Consider the following 18,312-nt stretch of genomic DNA (forward strand, 5'->3'; position numbering starts at 1 on the left):
GCCGCGCCTCATGGACGGGCCGGCTTCGCACGCCGCCGCTCCGGTTCCACCTGCGGCCCCGCCCCCATGGTCGGTTCAGTTTCGTGCGCCCCCACCAGCCGCCGTGGTCGGGCCAGCTTCGCGTGCCCCCATCAGCGCCCGTGGTCGGCTCAGCTTCGCGCCCCCACCAGCCGTCCTACCCTGCGCGCCCCCAAACTCGAGTTCCGCCCTCGGCCTGCTCACTTTCGGGTGGGTTTCAGGCTGGGACGGCTCCACCACAGCGACAGCGTCAGCCCGGTGAAGGTGAGCAGGGTGCCGCCCAGGACGTACCACATGGTGATCTCGGTCTTCTGCCGGTGCAGCCCGATCTCGGCGGGCAGGTCGGTGAGGACGCTGTTGAGCTGTCCGGCGTCGGCCGCCCGGAAATACCGCCCGCCGGTCGTCTCGGCCACCGCCACCAGCGACTTCTCATCGATTTCCAGCGACTGCCCGGACGCGCTCCCGCCGCCTGCCCCGCCCGGATCCGGCCCGCCCCGGAAGGACCCACTGGTGACCTGCCCCGGATCACACACCATCGGCCCGGGCGTCGTCGTCCCGAACCCGATGGTGAACACCCGAAGATGCCGCGCCGCGGCTTGACCGGCGGCGATCAGCGGATCCACCCCGGTGGTGTTCGACCCGTCGGTCAGCACCACGATCGTGTCCGGCTGAAACCCGCCGCTGTTGTCACTGATCAGATCCACCCCACTCGCGGCCACCGCCGGGTTGTACTCGGCGATCGCATCGATGGCGGTGAGAATGGCCTCCCCGATGGCGGTCCCCAACGCTGTCCGGAACCGCCCCACCGCCCGGATCAGTTCCTTGCGGTCGGTGGTCGGTGCCACCACCAGCCCGGCGGTCCCGGAGAACGCCACCAGCCCGATCCGCGTCCCCCGATCGCTGCGTTCGATGAACGTCCGAGCCGCGTCGATCGCCGCGGCCAGCCGGTTGGGCGCCACATCGGTCGAACACATCGACCCGGACACGTCGATCGCCAGCAGGATCGACGCGTTCGCCCGTGGCACGGCAACGGTCGCCTGCGGCCGGGCCACACCGAGCGCCAGCGCCAGCATCCCGCACAGCAACAGCGCCGCCGGTATCCGCCGCCGCCAGGCACCGCGCCCGGGCACAGCCGCCCGAACAAGCCCCAGATCGGAGACCACGAGACTGGCCCGCTTCCGACGACGGTTGAACCACCAGCGCGCAGCCGGCAGCAGCGGGACGAGGAGGAGCGCGGTCAGGGCATACGGCCAGCTGAAGGACATCAGAGGCTCCCTCCGTGCCGGAACCGTTACATTCCCATCATCGATGGGAGTTACCGCCCCGACCCAGCACCTGCCTCTTCCGGCAAACCGACCACCCGCCCCACCCGCTCTCCCAAGCCCCCGTTTCGTCGTCGCCGTGCGCGTCCAAGCCCCCGTTTCGTCGCCGCCGTGCGCGTCCAAGCCCCCGTTCGTCGGCCGCCGTGCTCGTTCAAGCCCCGTTCGTCGGCCGCCGCGCTCGTCCGAGCTCGCTGTTGCGCCGGCCGCCCCTGTTGGTCCGAGCTCGCTGTTGCGCTGGTTGCCGTGCTCGTGCGAGCCAGCCTGGACGCCGTCCATCAGGCGGCCGCCCCGGCTTTCCAGGCGGCCGCTCGACTCGCGGTGGCCTCAGCCAGCCAGCTCCAGCACGTACGATTCGCCGTCCCGCTTGAAGCCCAGCCGCCCGTAGTAAGGCGCCTGCATGCCCGGCGGAGTGATCACCGTGTGGCAGCCCCGATCTGCGAAGAACCGGCTCCGCCGAAAGACGAACTCCCCTGGTGTGAAGTCCCGATACCGCTCGGTGACATAGTCAAGCTCCACCTGGGCAACCCCGCTGTCCGCCACGTGGAACACCACCACGCCAGCGACCTCGTCAGCGTTGAGTACCAGGAAGGCTGCCGCCTCGCGCCCGCCCAGCTCCTGAGGCACAAAATCCGGATTGAACCGGACAATGTCGTCATGATGCCGCTGCAGCGTATGCGTCAGAACCCCGTCATCAGGCCGAACCTCCACCACCTGATAAGCCTTCTCGTCGTGCCGAGTAGCCAGCATCCGCACCAGATACCAAACGTTGATCACCGACAGCACCACATTGAGCCCCACCATCGGCCAAACCCCGAGGGCCGCATTGAACCCGATCAGTACCAAACATCCCACAAGGTTCAAAGCCCGCAGGCGCAGCAGCCGGGTCTGCATCAGCGACCACACCAGTAGCGCTGACCCCGCCCACCCAATCACGTCAAGAAATCCCATCCGACCAGCGTAGATACCCTCTTTCCAGCCCTCGGCCCCGCCCACCTCCTCAACGTCGACACCCCCCCGCCAACTCCGCCCGCGCCACCCCTGCAGCCTGTCCTCGCGCCGCGCCGCCTTCGCGCCCGCGCCGCCTTCGCGCCCGCGCGGCCCCGGACCCGCGGGGCCTCCGCCCGCGCTTGTGTCCGAGCCCGCGCCGCTTCCGCCCGCGCTTGCTTCCACGCCTGCGTTCGGTGTGCCGTCCGTGGCGCTGGGGATCACCGGACCGGCGTTGCTCGGGCCGAGCGGCTCAGGTGGCGGCGGGGTCGGTGAGGGTTTCGACGCGCAGGTACTGCAGGACGGCGAGGACACGACGGTGATCGCTGGCCGAGGCTGGCAGACCTAGTTTGGTGAAGATGCTGGTGATGTGCTTCTCGACGGACGCATAGGCGAGCACCAACTGCTCGGCGATCGCCGTGTTCGATCGGCCCTCGGCCATCAGGGCCAGTACCTCACGCTCTCGGCCGGTGAGACCGGACAGCCGCCCACGGCTCGCCCCCGAATTGAATAATTGTGTGACCACCTCCGGATCCAGGACGGTGCCGCCGGCAGCGACCCGGGCCAGTGCATCGATGAACTCGCTGACGTCCGCGACGCGATCCTTGAGCAGGTAACCGAGTCGCTGCGCCCCACCGCGGAGCAGGGCGTTGGTGTGCCTGCTCTCGACATACTGCGAGAACAGCATGACCCCGACATCCGGGTGATCACGCCGGATCTGGATCGCGGCGCGCAGGCCCTCATCGGTGTGGGTGGGCGGCATCCGGATGTCGATGATCGCCACGTCCGGTCGGTGCTTCGCCACCGCGGCCAGCAGGCCGTCACCGTCGGCGACTGCCGCCGGAACCTCATGCCCACGGTTGACCAGAGTGTCGGTCAGACCGGCCCGCAGCATGGCGGCGTCCTCGGCGATCACGATCCGCACGGCAGCTCCACGGTCACGATGGTCGGTCCGCCGGGCGGACTGTCGACCTTGAGCGTGCCGTCGACAGTGCGTGCGCGATCGGCGAGGCCGACGAGGCCTCCGCTGGGGCGGGCCCCGCCCTGGCCGTCGTCGCTGACCACCAATCGCAACCTGTCCCGTTCACCGCGGACGGCGACTGTAGCGTGCCGGGCCCGACTGTGCTTGGCCACATTGGTGAGAAGCTCGGCCACGCAGAAGTAGGCGATCGTCTCCACCGCCAGCGGCGGCCGCCGGGGAAGGATGACACTCAGCTCCACCGGGATGGCATTGCGCGCGGCCAGTGTGGTCAAGGCGACGTCGAGCCCGCTGTCCAGACTGGGCGGATGGAAGCCCCGGGCCAGATTGCGCAGTTCGACGATGGCCGCCTTCGCGTCCTGATGCGCCTTGCTGATCAGTCTCCGCGAGGCTGGGTCGGCGTTGGTCTGTTCCAGCCGTTCCTTGGCATCGCCGAGGCCCATGGCCACGGCCACCAGCCGGGCCTGGGCGCCGTCGTGCAGATCGCGCTCGATGCGCCGGAGCATCGTGGCGGTGTCCTGGACCGCGAACGCGCGGCTCTCCTCCAGCTCGCGAACCCGTTCCCGGAGCTTGCCGGGGCCGAGCAGGGCGCCGATGGCCAGGCGGTCGAAGAGCAATACGGCACGCAGCATGCGGGGAGCGGCCAAGACCAGCCCCGCGCCGAGCGATGAGATCAGCGCGGCTCGGCCCCAGTTGTCGAGATAGATATTGCCGGGCAGCGGCACCCCGGCGTGGCCGTCCTGTATCGGCACGAGTTTCCACCAGAGCGGATAGGTCATCCCCGCGATCCCGTAGCCGTAGAAGAAGATGGCAACTCCGGCGGTGAGCACGGCCAGCGGCGCTTTGATCAGCAGGTAGACCGCAGCCTGCCAGCCGGCGCGATCGGTCAGGCCGGTCTTGAGCCAGTCGAAGAAGCCCGCGCCCGTCGGCGGAGTGGTCGGTCCGGCACCCGCGAATCCGAGCAGCCGTCGGGCTAGACGGTGGTGCAGCGTGCCCAGGAGCCGGGCGCCGCGCAGCCCGGCGGCCAACACCGGCAGCCCGACCACCGTGAACGACAAGGCCGACCCGGCAACGATGGCGAACGCCACGTAGAACAGGCCGAACAGGCCCAACGGCAAGCCGAGCATGGCGTACGAGAACCGCTTCATGGCGTCCAGAATGGCCGACCGGGCGGGGACGGAACACCCGGTGAGCCCCCGTTGTGGATACCGGGATATCCCGGGGGTCGATTGGGGGGACTGCCTGGTCGAATCGACGCCGTCGAACCGGAAGAGTCGAAGCCGGACCTCGACGAAGGAGCGAACATGAAGACGACCGCACTCCAAACGATCTGTGCAGGCACGATGGCGACCGGATTGTTGGCTTTCGGTGGCGCCGCGCATGCCGCGATGCCACCCGCCTCTCCGCCCGCCGCCCTGCGGGAGGCGATCGATGAGGCGGTCAGCGCGGGCAATCCCGCAGTCCTTTCCTATGTACGACGTGAGGGTCGCTCCTGGCAGCTCGCCGCCGGGACCGCCGACCTGGCATCCGGCCGGGCCGCCCAGCCCGGCGACCGATGGCGGATCTTCAGCAACACCAAATCATTCGTCGCCACCGTTCTCCTGCAGTTGGAGGGCGAGGGACGCCTGAGTCTGGACGACAGCATCGAGCGGTGGCTGCCGGGTGTCGTCCGGGGCAACGGCAATGACGGCCGACGGATCACCGTGCGCCAACTTCTGAACCACACCAGTGGCATCTACGACCCGGGCAACGATCCGGTCTTCGGCACCGACAAGGGCGGGCACACCCCAGAGCAGGTGGTGGACGCCGCCATGGCCCATCCGCCGCTGTTCCCGGCCGGGCAGCAGTGGGACTACTCGAACACCAACTACCTGCTCGCCGGCATGATCGTCGAGGCGGTCTCCGGCCATGCCGTGGACAAGGAAATCGAGCGGCGGATCCTCCGCCCGCTAGGCCTCAAGCACACGTCCTTCCCGCTCACCGACCCCCGGATTCCCGGCCCGCACCTGCACGGGTACGACATGGGTTATCGCGACGTGACGCACTTCAACCCGTCGGGGGAGTGGACAGCCGGGGCGATGCTTTCCACCACCGCTGACCTGGCGCGCTTCGACGCCGCGCTGTTCAGCGGCCGGCTGTTGAAGCCCGTCCAGCAGCGTGAGCTGCAGACGACGGTGTTCGAACAGAATTATGGGCTCGGGGTCCAGCAAGGGACGATCCCTTGCGGCGACGCCCAGGTGACGGTCTGGCAGACCGACGGCGGTGGACCGGGGTTCACCAGTCTGTCGATGACGACTCCCGGCGCCGCGCGGCAACTCGTGCTCGTCGCCAACGTCTTCGACCTGGGCCGTGACCAGCGGGACATTCCGGGCGAGGACCCGACCCCGGACGCCCGTCCCGCCTACTTCAAGGCCATCACCAGCGTGTTCTGCCCCTGATCGGCCTCCCTCGCCGTCGACGGCGGGGTAGCGAGGCGAACGCTGGATAGCGGTGCCGAGTGAGGCGGACACGGCAGGAGGGAGCCGAGCGCGGCAAGTCAGCAGGGAGCGATGTCAGAGGCGGCGGGAGAACAGTGCGAGGAGCAGAGCGGCTCGGGACTGGGCAACATTCAGGTCGGTGCCGGGTCAGGGTGCCTACCCGAATCGCTTTGGTCATCGGCACAGGGCCGATCCACATGTTTGCCGCGAAGTCGGATGACCGCAGCGATGCTGCCGCAGGCGACGCCATCCTGGCCCAACCGTGATCGAATCCCAAGGTGACCTCATTTGACCCGCGGACCGGCAGGTCCGTGCCCGGGCGGCATTCCTCGCCGGGAGGTGCGCCGATGATCGGGCCGCATTCGGGTCGCCCTGACCCACGGGACCGCATGCCGATGCCCGACGATCGATCGGCGGACAGTGAGCCGCTGTCGGATGGCGGCCAGGCATGGAGCGGCGAGCCGACGGTGGGCGGTCAGCCGTCGGACGGCGGCCGGTCATGGAGCGGCGAGCCGACGGTGGGCGGTCAGTCGTCGGACGGCGGCCGGATGTGGAACGAGGAGCCGCTGTCGGATGGGCGGCCGTCGGAGGGTCGGTTGTCGGCGGATGCCCGGCCGCTCGCCGGACTGGTGGTGGCGGACTTCAGCCGGGTTCTTGCCGGGCCGTTGGCGACGATGACCCTCGCGGATCTGGGCGCTACCGTGATCAAGGTCGAGCGGCCCGGGAGTGGTGACGACACCCGCAGTTGGGGGCCGCCGTGGGGGACGCATTCATCGGCGTATTTCGAGGGGCTCAATCGCAGCAAGTACAGCATCGCGCTGGACCTGTCCGACCCCGGCGACCGAGCGACCGCGCTCGCCCTGGCGGCCCGGGCCGACGTCATGGTGCAGAATTTGCGGCTGACCGGTTTCGGGCTGGACTACGCGTCGGTCGCGGCGATCAACCCGGGCGTCGTCTACTGCTCGATCACCGGCTTCGGCCCGGATGCTGACCTGCCCGGATACGACTTCGTCGTGCAGGCGGTCGGCGGGCTGATGAGCATCACCGGTGAGTCCACCGGCGAGCCGCTGAAGGTCGGCGTCGCGCTGGTCGACGTGCTGACCGCGAAGGATGCCACGATCGGGATCCTGGCCGCCCTGCACCGGCGGCGCGAGACCGGCGCGGGCGATCACGTGCAGGTCGACCTGCTGTCCAGCCTGCTCGGGGGTCTGGTCAACCAGGCGTCCGGCTACCTGGCGACCGGGCGGGCGCCCGGCCGGATGGGTAACCGGCACCCGTCGATCGCGCCGTACGAGACTCTGCGCTGCGCCGATGTGCCGATCGCGGTGGCCTGCGGGAACGACCGCCAGTTCGCCCGACTGAGCGCCGTTCTGGGGGTACCGGGACTGGCCGAGGATTACCGGTTCGTCGATAACCCGTCCCGGGTGGCGCACCGGGAGGTACTGGTCGACGCCCTCGAAGCGGCGCTCGCCGCCGAGACCGCGGCGGTCTGGGAGCGGCGTCTCACGGCGGCCGGCATCGCCGCCGGCGTGGTGCGCGACATCGGCCAGGCCATCGACCGGGCCACCGATCTGGGCCTGGACCCGGTCGTCGACGGGCAGATCCGGCACCCCGTCCGGTATGCCAACGCCGCAACACGACCTCCGGCAGCACCGCCGCGGCTGGGGGAGCACAGCGATCTCGTTCGCGCCTGGCTCAGCGGCGACCCTGCGACCGGGCTCGGCTGAGATGGCGTCGACGACCGGTTCCCGGCCCGCCGCGGTCGGCGTCTCGCTGTCCCGCGCATCCTCGACCGGTGACAGGTCCCGGTCAGCCCGCAGGTGGTCGGCTAGAGTGCCGGGGTGCGGGTGGTGGTCACGGGAGCGGCGGGGTTCATCGGAAGCCGGCTCGTGCGAGCGCTGCTGGGCGACGGGCACGACGTCGTGGCGGTGGACGCGATCGAGCGGGCCGGGGCGCCCGCAGCGGCCGCCGAGAACGCGGCGGCACTGGGGGTTCCGTTGACCCACTGTGATCTTGCGACGGCTGATCTCACCGGGCTGGTCGACGCGGATGTGGTCTTTCACCTCGCGGGGCGGCCGGGGGTGCGGTCCTCGTGGGGTTCCGGGGCAGCCGACGCTCACCGGGACAATGTCGTGGCGACCGAGCGGCTGCTGGCGGCATGCCGGAGGACACGGCCACGGTTCGTGCTCGCGTCCAGTTCGTCGGTCTACGGGAGTGCGGAGCATCCCTGCACGGAGGACGACCCGATCTCGCCGCGGAGTCCCTACGCACGATCGAAGGCGGCGGCGGAGCGGCTGGCGCGGCAGGCGGCAGAGGACGGGCTGCCGGCGGTGGTTCTCCGATACTTCTCCGTGTACGGGCCGGGGCAGCGACCGGACATGGCCTTCCACCGGTTCATCGAGGCGGGCCTCGACGGGGAGCCGGCACCGCTGTACGGCAACGGGCAGAGCCGGTCCTTCACCTTCGTCGATGATGTCGTCGCGGCGACCATCCGGGCCGCGCAGGTTCCGCTGCCGCCCGGGACGGTGCTGAATGTGGGACATCCGGTGACCGTCGGGGTCCGGGAGGCGCTCGGCCGGATCGGGGTGCTGCTCGGCGCGACACCCCCGACCGTGCCGGCGGGGGTGGCGCGCGGCGACGTGACCCGGACGTGGGCCGCGACCGGACGGGCGGAAAGGTTGCTCGGCTGGCGGGCCCGCACCGCCCTGGACGAGGGGCTCGCCGAGCAGATCGCCTGGCACCGAAGCCGGCGACGGGAGCACAGCCATGCCTGACGACCGCCGAGGCCCGGCCCGGGAGGGCGGGACGCCGGACGATCCGCGAGCGGGTGCGCCGCGAAGTGGCGGCCACCGGGCTGCCTACATCGCGTTCGACCGGTTTCCCTCGACCAAGGGGTCGGCGGTGCACATCCGGCACATGGCCGGCGAGTTGTTCGAACGGTACGGCGGCGGCCTGCTCTGTGTGCTCGGCGGTGGCGGCCTGCCGGCCTACCAGTTCGAGAACGGTGTGGAGATCGTCCGGTTCACCGAGGTGATCCCCAATCTGCTGGACCGGGCCGAGGCGTTCTCCGCCTGGGTGTCCGATCGGCTCGCGCCGCATCGGGGCACGCTGCGGCTGGTGCACGTGCGGGATCCGTGGGGCGCACTGCCCGCGCTCGATGCCGGCGGACGGCTGGTCTACGAGGCCAACGGGCTGCCGTCGATCGAGCTGCCGTACGCCTGGCCGCTGGCCGCTCCCACGACCCTCGCCAAGGTCCGCGCACTGGAGGAGAGGTGCCTGCGGCGGGCCGCGGCGGTCGTCGTACCGTCGTACGTCATCGAAGCGGCCGTGATCGAGCGCGGCGTGGCGCCGGAAAACGTCCACCTGGTGCCCAATGGCGCGGATCCGGTGCCGCCGGATGTGCCACGACCGGCGGCGGCCCCGGGCCGGTATCTGATCTATGTGGGTGCCCTGCAGCCCTGGCAGGGCGTCGACGTGTTGCTGCGGGCGTTCGCCCGGCTCGCCGACCTGACCGACCTGGAGCTGGTGATCTGTTCGTCGGTGTCGCCGGCCCGGGCGCGGCCGCTGGTCCGGCTCGCCGAGCGGCTCGGGGTGAGCGCGCGGGTCCGGTGGCAGTACACGTTGCCGCATGCGGAGGTGGCGGCCTGGCTCACGCATGCCGAGTTGTCGGTGGCGCCGCTGACCGCCGGCCCGCGGAACCTGGAGCAGGGATGCAGTCCGATCAAGGTGTGGGAGTCGATGGCGGCCGGGACGGCGGTGGTCGCCTCCGATCTGCCGGTGATCCGGGAGGTGCTCGGCGGGTACGGGCGGCTGGTGCCACCGGACCGGCCGGCCGAGCTGGCGCGGGCGATCCGGGTGCTGCTGGAGTATCCGGCGGTGGCCCGCGATCTCGGGCAGCGCGCCCGGCGGCACGTCGAGGACGGCTTCACCTGGAAGCATGCGCGGGCCCGGCTGGCCGCCGTGTATGACCGGGTAGACCAGCACTGATACCGTCCGATCATGTTCTGGCGGGAGCAGAAGGCGGCCATCGCGGGGTTCCACCCGCTGCACCAGGCCCTCATCGCGCAGCGCGGGGTCGCCGCGACCCTGCCGGCGGCCGGCTGGGCGGCGTTCGTCACCAGCCTCCAGCAGCATGCCGGGCTGATCCGGCGCCGCAAGTGGGCGCTGCCGGCGCGGACCCTCGACGTGGTGGTGCCGTTGATCCTGGAGCTCTGCTCGGATCTCGGGCCGGAGGGAACACTGTCGGTCACCGCCGATCTGCGCGGGTTGGACGCGCCCGGCAAGTGCGGCCCCGAGGCGCCGCTCGCCGTGCGGCCGCCGATCCGGAAGGCGACCGAGGCCTGGGTGATCGATCCGTGGCTGCGGCTGCGCGGTGACCTGCGGGACGGCAGCGTGCTGGAGATCCTGGTCGTCGACCGGGAACGCCGCCGGCGGATCACCAAACGCAACCCGCGCGGCAAGTACAAGACGAAGCAGAAGCGCAAACTGGTGCAAACCATCCGGGTGCGCCGGCGCCTGCCGAAGGGTGCCGACAGCCGGGTGCCGGTGACGCCGCCGCCGGGCTGGATCGGCGTGCTGGTCCGGGAGGGCGAGCGGCGCAGTGTGCTGGCCGCCGCGAAGCTCGACCCGGTGCCGCGCAGCGCGCAGGAGCAGATCGACCGGATTCTGAGCGTGGCCACCGAACCGTTCCGCTGGACGTCGCCGATGGGGGAGATCCGATGACGCCGTGCACGGTCACCACCGGGTTCTTCACGCTGGGGAGATGCGGGCTGATGGCGGTCGCGGCCTGCCCGTCGTGCGGGCGTCCGATCTGCGCCGACCACATCGCCGAGGGCGGCATGTGCCCGGAATGTGCGGCGGCGCGCGGCCAGGTGTCGCATCCCGCGGCGGCGGCCGCTTACCGGCGGCGGGCACACCGATACCGTACGTCGCAGGAATATTCGGACGTTGTCTGGTATTCCGGCTTCGATACGTATGACCGTGCTGCCTTCGATCCCGGCGCCGGTGCGACCCAGGATTTCCTCGACGACGGGGACGACGCGCTGGTGGACAGCTGATGCGGTTGCTCTGGGTGACCGAGAACTATCCGCCCAGCCCGGGCGGGATGGCGAACTCGTGCGACCGGATCGTGCGCGGCCTGCGCCGAGCCGGGGTGGTCGTCGACGTGGTCCACCTCAGCCGTCGGGCCGGCGCCGGCCGGATCACCCCTGAGCAGGGCGGCCGCTTGATCACGGTGCCGCTCGGGGAGGATGCCGAGCACGCGCTGCGAATGTTGTGGACCTCGCTCGAAGCGGCGGCCTACACGCACGTCGTGGCGTTCGGTGGCACCTACCCCCTGCTGGCCGCGCCGGTCTACGCCGCGTGGAGCGGGAAACCGCTGATCACGCTGCTGCGCGGCAACGACTTCGACACCGGAATGTTCTCCCTGCGCCGTCAGCCGGTCGTTCGGGAAGCACTCCGATCGTCCGCGCACGTCTGCGTCGTCGCCAGTTCCACCGCGCCGCTGGTCTCCGCTCTAGCGCCCGGCGTCCCGGTCACCTGGGTCGCCAATGGCATTGACGCCGACGAATGGCAGGTGCTGCCGTCCGAGAGTCGGAAAGCCGCCGCGTGGCGCGCCGAGCACGTCACTGACGGGCGCCGCACGATCGGCCTGATCGGCCAGTTGAAGAACAAGAAGGGTGTCCGTCTGCTGCTCGATGCCCTGGCGCCCGGACGGCACGACTTCCACCTGATCCTGGCCGGCGACCTGGAGCCCGGAATGCCCCTCGACGGGCACCCGCACACGATCCTTCCCTTCCAGGACCGATACCAGCTGCTGACCGTTTATGCCTCCTGCGACGTGATCGCTCTGCCGTCCTTCTACGACGGCCTGCCGAACGTCGCCCTCGAGGCCGCCGCGCTCGGCATCCCGCTGCTCGCCTCCGATGCCGGCGGGCTCGCCGACCTGGTCGACGAGACGATCGGCTTCCGGTTCCGGGCCGGTGATCCGCACGGCTGCCGGTCGGCGCTGCACCGCGCGGCCGAAGCGACGGATGAGCAGCTCGGAGCGCTGGGGGAGGCGGCGGCGCGGCGGGTGCGCGAGCGCTTCGGGATCGCGCGGGAGACCGACGGCTACCTGAAGGTGCTGGCAGCGACCCGGTGATCGTCTGCTATGCGCAGGGCGGCGGGCTCGGACATCTCACCCGGATCCGGGCTTACCTCCACACCGTGCACGACGACGAGCCGGCGACGGTGGTGACCTCCTCCCCGTTCGGCGGTGATCCGCGGGTGCTCGGGCCGCACCGGCTGGCCTGTGCGCCGATCGCCGACGTGCTGCGCGAGCTGCGGCCGGAGACGCTGGTGGTGGACGCTTTCCCGGGCGGGATCCGCGGCGAACTGGATGCTTCGGTCATTCCGCCTAAGATCCGGACGGTTCATCTTGCGCGGCTGCTGCGGTGGGCGGCGTACCGGGACATGCTGCCGGTGGATGTGACCTATTTTGATCAGACGTGGGTGCTGGAGGAACTGACCGACGGGCATGCCGCCTTCCTGGCCGGGCACTCGGGCGCGATCGGCTCGCTGACGCTCACCGACCCGCCCTCCGTTCCGGCCCGCGAGATCGCTGCCGATCGATGGTTGATCGCGCATGCGGGTCCGCTGGAGGAGACGACACAATTGCTGGCGTACGCCCGTGAATGCGCCGCCCTGGAAAACGTTCAGCCGCGGCTGCTGCTGGCCGCCCCGTCGCGTCCCGCGCCATTGCCGGCCGACGTGGACCACATCGACGACTATCCGGTGTGGCCGTTGTTCGCCTCCGCCGCGCGCGTCTTCACCGCGGCCGGTTTCAACGCGGTCCGCCAGATGGCGCCGTGGCGCCATCGACACCGCATCCTGCCGTTCGCGCGCCGCTGGGACGACCAGTTCGCGCGGGCCGCGCGCGTCCGCCCGCCCGCCGCGCACCTACTTTCGGACCGAACCGTAGACCAAAGTTCATGGCGGCGGCGTGACGCCCGGTGATTCGCTTGACCGGTGAGAACGACGGGGCGGCGGTGGATCGGCGGCGGCATGCCGGGCTCGGCGGTGCGGTCAGGAGGCTTTCGCGAGCAGGTCGCGGCAGAGCGCCAGCAGGTGCTCGTCCTCGTTGATGTCGGTGGTGGGCCGCCCGAAAAGGGTGGCGTTGTGGCGCAACGTGGTGGCGAGCTCGGCCTTGACGTAACGGGCGGCGTAACGGGCGTCGCCGGTGTCTGTCCAGATGCGGGCGATGCGCGGCCGGGCCCGGGGCAGGGACTCCCAGACCGGGCCGAGAGTCCGGGCGGCATCCTGATTGCCGGCGATCCACCACAGGGCGTCGGCGGCGGCGACCACGACGGCGCCGTTGCGGCGGGTCTTGGCCAGGCTCACCAGGCGCCGGGTGCGCGACTTGACGCGCAACCGCAGATCACGCAGACCGTCCAGCGCCGTGACCGCGTGCTCGGGGAGCGTGGCCGGGTCGTCGAAATAGCGGTCGTAAACGGAGGCGGCCGCCTCGGCGTCACCGGCGACCCGCCAGATCGCCTGCGCTGCCGCCAGCTCCAGCGCCGGATCGCCGCAGGTCAGCGCAAGTCGGATCTCGGGGATCCGGGCGGCGGCGGAACGCCCGGCCCGGGCCAGCAGGTCCAGGGTGGTCAGGTCGATCGGGTCGTAGGTCAGGTGATCGGCGGCCTCGTGCGGGGCGACCGCGATCAGCGCGCGCAGCAGGGCGGCCCGCAGCGCGTCATCACCGAACAGGCCGGCCGCGCGCTGGGCGATCGACGACGGGCGTGCACGCTGGGCGATCCGGGGCAACTCGACCGTCTCCGGATGCAGAAAACTCAGCCGCTGGGCGGACGCGCTGGGCTCGACCGCACGCAGCAGGCGGCGCAGGGTGCGACTCAAACCCCGGGCACGGGCACCGTAACCGGCGATGAACCGGTGCAGGTCGACCGTCCCGGGCAGCTCGTCGAGCAGACGCTCCAGCATCGGCAGGACACGTTCGTCCCGCAGACCGGCCAGGGTGCGCACGGCCGGCCCCAGAGTCAGGTCGGCCTGGACCCACGGGCTCTGGCCGGGACGGATCCGCTGCCGGGTCGGCGGCAGCGTCGCCCAGATGTCATCGGCGGCCGGTCGCGCCAGCTCGCCGACCCCGTGCAGCATCCGCAGCGCGGCCGCGCGCACCTGCGGATCGTCGTCGCCGAGCAGCTCGGCGGCACGCACCACCAACGGCCGATACGGGGCGCGCAATCTCCGCACCAGGGCCCGCGCCTCGTGCAGCGCGTCCTGGCGGGCGTCCGCGGCATCCAACTCCAGCATGCGGGTCAAAAGATCCAATTGCGGGCGTACGTCGTTGCGATACGACGTCCGCACCACACTGACCACCTGCGGATAACCCGGCGTCCACTGCCGCGCCGCCATCCGCCGGCCGGCCAGCAGCGGGGCGACCGCATCGTCCAGCGGTGCCGGCTCCCGGTTCAGGCCCGCCTTGTAGGCGGCCAGCACCGTCTCCCGGGCGGTCTCCACGTCGAACGGTGGTGGGTTCAGCAGCGCCATCAGCTCGGTCAGCGCGGTGATCCGGACCCGCAGATCCGCGTCGCTGTCGGCGGCCCACGCCAGCCACACCTTGGTCGGCTCGACCCCGCTGCCGACCGCGCCGGCGACCACACCGCTGCGCACCAGGGTGACCCGGACCGCCGGGTCGGGCTCCTCGACATACCGGCCCCAGATCAGCTCGATCAGGCCGGGAAGCAGGCGCGCGACGGCCCGCACGAGGTAGGCGGCCGCGTCCCGCACCAGCGGATCCTCGTCAGCCATCAGCGCGGCGAGGAAGCCGGGCGCAGGCTCGGCCGGCGTCTCGGCCGAGGTGCCGGCCGCGGATCCCAGGGGCGCTTTGGTCGTGGCTCGGGCGGCGGCTCCCGGCGGCGCCTGGGTCGTGGCTCGGGCGGCGGCTCCCGGCGGCGCCTGTGTTGCGGCTCGGGCGGCAGCTTCCGGGGTCGCCTCGGTCGCGGCCCGGGCGGCAGGTCCCCGGGTCGCTTCGGGCGTGGCCGCAAGTGCGGACGCCGGCGGTGCTCCGGTCGGAGAAACAGCTTCGGCCGCTGTCGCGGACTCGGGCTGACGTGCTCCCGGAATCGGATTCGCCGAGTTCGTCCGAGGGCGACGGTGAGAGTCAGATGAAGGGAGTGCAGCTCCCGACGGTCGGACCCTCCGGACATTTCCGGAAGATCCGACATGCTCGGTCTGACGGGGGAGTGCGAGCTGGGTCGCTGGGATCACCGCGGTGCTGGAAGCGGCTCGGTCGGCGTCAGCGGCGAGGGTGGTGGGCGCGCTGGGGCCGGCTTGAGTGGCGGGGGCGGCGGCGGAGGAGGTGGGGATGGACTGGGCGGCATGGGCTGCCAGGAGCCGCTTGGCGCGCAGCGTCTCGCCGGACATCTGCCACGTACGGTCGGCGCCCGCGAGGTCGGCGATCAGGTGGAGGAGGGGGCCGCGTTCGGGCTGGGCCGGATCGGCGACCAGGGCCAGCAGCGTTGGCAGGGCGGCGGTGACCCAGGGGCGGACATCCTCGCCGTCCGGGGCGTTGCGGCACAGGGCGCGGCGGGCCGCTGCCCGGGTGGCGGGATCGTCGGTGGTCAGGTCGGTGAGCAGTGTGCGGACGACGGTGCCCCGGTCCAGCTTCGCCCAGTCGACGTCGTGCGGGCCGGAGCGCGGAAGGTCGGTCGCCGTCATGGGGTGAATCATGGTCGACCCGGGTCTCGACCGCCACTCCGTGATACTCCCAGGTCAGCGCGGGCTCACCCGTCCGTGACCGGGATCGATCCGGTCGGGTGAGCAGGGCTTGACCGACCGGCTGCCCACCAGGCACACCTCGGCGGTCCAGCGAAAGGCATGAGTCTCGGCGAGTGGATCAAGGCTTGGGGTGAGGCGCGGGTGTCGGCGGGTGGCGGGGATCGGGGGTGGTCGGCGGGGATCGGGGTGAGGCGCGGGTGTCGGCGGGTGGCGGGGATCGGGGGTGGTCGGCGGGGGCCGGGGTGAGGCACGGGTGTCGGCGGGTGGCGGGGATCAGGGGTGGTCGGCGGGGACCAGGGTGAGGGCGAGCGTGCTCGTCTGCTCGTCGGTGAGGTCGCCCTCGCCGAGGAGGGTGATGGAGCCGGTGTCGGTGACCGCGAAGACCAGGGTGACGACGCTGGACTCCAGCACGAACGGGTCGTCGCCGGTGCGGGCCGCGATGATCGCGGCGCGGATGGTGGTGATGGCTTCGACCAGGGATTCCTCCAGGTCGCCGCCGCGGACTTCGAAGCCGGACGGGGGCGGGGGGATCAGCGTGACCTGGACGGTCTGGGTGCCGGAGGTGCCATGTTGGTAGCGGGCGCCGAGTTTCGTGCCGATGACCGGGACCTTCAGCTCCAGGCCGGCGCCGCCGTGGCGGGAGGCGACCACCGACAGGGTCAGATCGACCTTGCTGACCCGCAGGTCACGGGACGGGTCGGTGGTGGAGATGTTGGCCTCGTCGATGGCGTTCTTCACCGCGGCGATCAGGTCTTCGACGCGTACACCGTCGTCTGTGGTTTTCAATGCTGTCGTCCTTCACTGACGGGGAAGGCGAGCGCGTCCGCGTCGCCGTAGATCGTGTAGGCGAGCCAGGTGGGGTCGTAGTCGTCTTCGACGGTGCGGCGGGCGAGCAGGGCGGCCTGGCCGAGGGGCTTACCTTCGCTCAAGCCGCTGTAGAACGCCTCGGCGAAGGTCTGCGCGGTCCGGCTGCGGACATCCCACAGCGTGCCGACGAACGCGCCCGCGCCGGCGCCCAGGAACTGCTGGGCCCAGCCCATCATCCGGGTGAAGTACGGGACGGCGCCGGCCGAGCGGCACGCGTTGATGAAAACCAGCGGCCGGGTGGGCGCGAGCATCTCCTTGGCCCGGACCGTGGCCAGCATCATCGGCGAGAAATCGCCGCCGGTCATCGCGATCGCCGGGCCGTCGTCGCGGTAACCGGCGTGGCAGGCGAAATGGGTCAGCCCGGCCTCGCCGCCGGACAGCAGGGCGAGCAGGTCGTCCAGGTCGCTGATCCGGGCCGGGTCCCGGCCGGGGGACAGGATCCGGCCGATCGCCTGGAATTCGGCTTCCGCGTTCGCCGGGCCTTTGACGTCCCGGACGAAACGCGCCTGACCGATGTTGATCCGGCGCGAGCGACCGGTGTTGAACAGGGTGCGGGTCACCGGGAACTGCCGGACCAGGAACCCGGCGTCATGCGTCCGGGTCATCGGATAGAGCAGCTCCCAGGGGATCACGTCGTTGCCGGTGGCGATCGCGAAACTGCCGATCCGGCCGTGCAGCCGCAGATACTGCTCGCGGACCGCCTCCGGCACCAGGCTGTCCCACAGCGAGACGCCGGCGTTGCGCAGCCATTCCCGGGCGATCGGCGGCGGGTCGTCGCTGCGGGCGAACCGGCGCAGCGTCTCCAGGATGCGGCCGAGCACCCCGTCCACGGCGGTGTCGACGGTCACGGTGACCGGATCGAAGACGTACTCGCTGTTGTGCAGCTGAAAGGTGTATCGGTTCCCGGACTGGTGGACCTGCATGGTCACGGCCCCGGGCACACCGTCGACGTCGCCGGCCGTGGTGGCGCTCTTCGTCGCCGTCTCCGGGTGGACGGCGCGGTCGCTGACCGCGATCTCGAAGACCAGCCGGGCCAGGAAGGTGCCACCGGCCCAGGCCGTCACCTCGATCCGGTGTACGTCGGTGACCCCGGCCCGGAACGCGAACCGCACCGGGTCCGAATCCGCGTCCGGCGGCACCCGCACCGCCTGCTGGATCGGTCCGAGCGGCGTCAGCCCGGCCGAAGGGTGCGTGACCAGGGTGACCTCCGAGCCGGCCGGCGGGATCGGCCACGACCGCATGGCCGCGCTGCGCACCCGTGGGCCGGCCGGCGCGGCGCGCGCCACGTGCACGATCAGGCTGACCTCGGCGCCGGCCCGGACCTGGGCCGGCGCCTCGCCGACGAGGGCCCGGGACGGCGGCTCGGCGCGTGCGGCGGCCTCCCGTCGCAGCCGCTCCACCCGTTCCCGCCGGGCGATCTCCGCCTCGGCGGGGGAGCTTCGCGGCCCGACCGGCGGGGGCCCGGTGAGGACCACGCCCGGCTGCCACCGGACCGGATCCGATCGTTCGACCGCGAGGAGGGTCACCGACAGGCCGGGCAGCACCGGCGGAACGGCGGCGAGATGCTCCCGGATCCGGGTGAACACCGCCACCATGTCCGGTTCGCCGGCCACCGGGTCGAACCGGATGCGTTCCAGGTGCCGGCGCAGCGCCTCCCGTGGGTCCGTCACCCCGTGGCGGACGTGCGTACCCAGATCGACCACCGAGCAGGCGAGTCGCACGTCCACCGCGAACGCCGTGCCGGTCCGGGACGGAATCTCCAGCCGCACGATCACCGGGATGTCCGGATAGAACGGTGTGCCCACCGGTCCAGCGTTCCGGAACGGCCACCGCTCGGCAAGTGCCGATCTCCGCCCTACGGCCGACCGTTCCCCTTCCGGGATCCCACTTT

General features: G+C 71.3%; 15 protein-coding genes. 8 read left to right on the forward strand and 7 right to left on the reverse strand.

Features of this window, described 5'->3' with window-relative positions; all coding sequences use genetic code 11:
- Nucleotides 1-218: 218 nt before the first annotated feature.
- From ACSP50_RS15630 to ACSP50_RS43395, 4 genes are all read right to left on the reverse strand, one after another.
- Nucleotides 219-1,283 (reverse strand): VWA domain-containing protein, encoded by a 1,065-nt coding sequence (locus ACSP50_RS15630; RefSeq protein ID WP_014690188.1) that lies wholly within the window; start codon nucleotides 1,281-1,283, stop codon nucleotides 219-221.
- Nucleotides 1,284-1,664: 381 nt separating this feature from the next.
- Nucleotides 1,665-2,288, reverse strand: coding sequence for a hypothetical protein (locus ACSP50_RS15635; protein WP_043514237.1), 624 nt, complete (start codon nucleotides 2,286-2,288; stop codon nucleotides 1,665-1,667).
- A gap of 289 nt (nucleotides 2,289-2,577) precedes the next feature.
- Nucleotides 2,578-3,249, reverse strand: a complete 672-nt coding sequence (locus tag ACSP50_RS15640; RefSeq protein ID WP_014690190.1) for a response regulator transcription factor — start codon at nucleotides 3,247-3,249, stop codon at nucleotides 2,578-2,580.
- On the reverse strand, nucleotides 3,237-4,451 hold the full coding sequence (locus ACSP50_RS43395) for a sensor domain-containing protein (RefSeq protein WP_014690191.1): 1,215 nt from the start codon (nucleotides 4,449-4,451) through the stop codon (nucleotides 3,237-3,239). Before ACSP50_RS43395 ends, ACSP50_RS15640 begins: the two co-directional genes overlap by 13 nt.
- Before the next feature lie 156 nt (nucleotides 4,452-4,607).
- Here ACSP50_RS43395 and ACSP50_RS15655 point away from each other — a divergent pair, with 156 nt between their 5' ends.
- From ACSP50_RS15655 to ACSP50_RS15690, 8 genes are all read left to right on the forward strand, one after another.
- Nucleotides 4,608-5,741, forward strand: coding sequence for a serine hydrolase (locus ACSP50_RS15655; RefSeq protein ID WP_014690192.1), 1,134 nt, complete (start codon nucleotides 4,608-4,610; stop codon nucleotides 5,739-5,741).
- A gap of 434 nt (nucleotides 5,742-6,175) precedes the next feature.
- Nucleotides 6,176-7,507: a CaiB/BaiF CoA-transferase family protein gene (locus ACSP50_RS15660; RefSeq protein ID WP_231956940.1), complete on the forward strand. Its 1,332-nt coding sequence runs from the start codon at nucleotides 6,176-6,178 to the stop codon at nucleotides 7,505-7,507.
- Between the two features lie 162 nt (nucleotides 7,508-7,669).
- The gene (locus ACSP50_RS15665) at nucleotides 7,670-8,554 is read left to right on the forward strand and encodes an NAD(P)-dependent oxidoreductase (protein ID WP_197688142.1); all 885 of its coding nucleotides are present in this window, start codon (nucleotides 7,670-7,672) and stop codon (nucleotides 8,552-8,554) included.
- The gene (locus ACSP50_RS15670; protein ID WP_014690195.1) at nucleotides 8,547-9,767 is read left to right on the forward strand and encodes a glycosyltransferase; all 1,221 of its coding nucleotides are present in this window, start codon (nucleotides 8,547-8,549) and stop codon (nucleotides 9,765-9,767) included. Before ACSP50_RS15665 ends, ACSP50_RS15670 begins: the two co-directional genes overlap by 8 nt.
- 12 nt (nucleotides 9,768-9,779) lie before the next feature.
- On the forward strand, nucleotides 9,780-10,502 hold the full coding sequence (locus tag ACSP50_RS15675; RefSeq protein WP_014690196.1) for a hypothetical protein: 723 nt from the start codon (nucleotides 9,780-9,782) through the stop codon (nucleotides 10,500-10,502).
- 50 nt (nucleotides 10,503-10,552) lie between these two features.
- Nucleotides 10,553-10,837 carry a hypothetical protein gene (locus ACSP50_RS15680; protein WP_197688143.1) on the forward strand — a complete coding sequence of 95 codons (285 nt, stop codon included), beginning with the start codon at nucleotides 10,553-10,555 and terminating at the stop codon, nucleotides 10,835-10,837.
- On the forward strand, nucleotides 10,837-11,922 hold the full coding sequence (locus tag ACSP50_RS15685; RefSeq protein ID WP_014690198.1) for a glycosyltransferase family 4 protein: 1,086 nt from the start codon (nucleotides 10,837-10,839) through the stop codon (nucleotides 11,920-11,922). Before ACSP50_RS15680 ends, ACSP50_RS15685 begins: the two co-directional genes overlap by 1 nt.
- 125 nt (nucleotides 11,923-12,047) lie before the next feature.
- Nucleotides 12,048-12,776, forward strand: a complete 729-nt coding sequence (locus tag ACSP50_RS15690; protein ID WP_197688144.1) for a hypothetical protein — start codon at nucleotides 12,048-12,050, stop codon at nucleotides 12,774-12,776.
- A gap of 69 nt (nucleotides 12,777-12,845) precedes the next feature.
- Here the strand turns inward: ACSP50_RS15690 and ACSP50_RS15695 are convergent, their stop codons facing one another.
- The 3 genes from ACSP50_RS15695 to ACSP50_RS15705 all read right to left on the reverse strand — a co-directional run bounded on the left by ACSP50_RS15695 (nucleotide 12,846) and on the right by ACSP50_RS15705 (nucleotide 18,226).
- On the reverse strand, nucleotides 12,846-15,494 hold the full coding sequence (locus tag ACSP50_RS15695; protein WP_043511493.1) for a hypothetical protein: 2,649 nt from the start codon (nucleotides 15,492-15,494) through the stop codon (nucleotides 12,846-12,848).
- Nucleotides 15,495-15,827: 333 nt separating this feature from the next.
- Nucleotides 15,828-16,340 carry a trypco2 family protein gene (locus ACSP50_RS15700; protein WP_014690201.1) on the reverse strand — a complete coding sequence of 171 codons (513 nt, stop codon included), beginning with the start codon at nucleotides 16,338-16,340 and terminating at the stop codon, nucleotides 15,828-15,830.
- On the reverse strand, nucleotides 16,337-18,226 hold the full coding sequence (locus tag ACSP50_RS15705) for a CHAT domain-containing protein (RefSeq protein WP_014690202.1): 1,890 nt from the start codon (nucleotides 18,224-18,226) through the stop codon (nucleotides 16,337-16,339). The genes ACSP50_RS15700 and ACSP50_RS15705 overlap by 4 nt, the downstream gene beginning before the upstream one ends.
- Nucleotides 18,227-18,312: the final 86 nt, after the last annotated feature.

The organism is Actinoplanes sp. SE50/110, from assembly GCF_900119315.1.
Classification (GTDB): Bacteria; Actinomycetota; Actinomycetes; order Mycobacteriales; family Micromonosporaceae; genus Actinoplanes.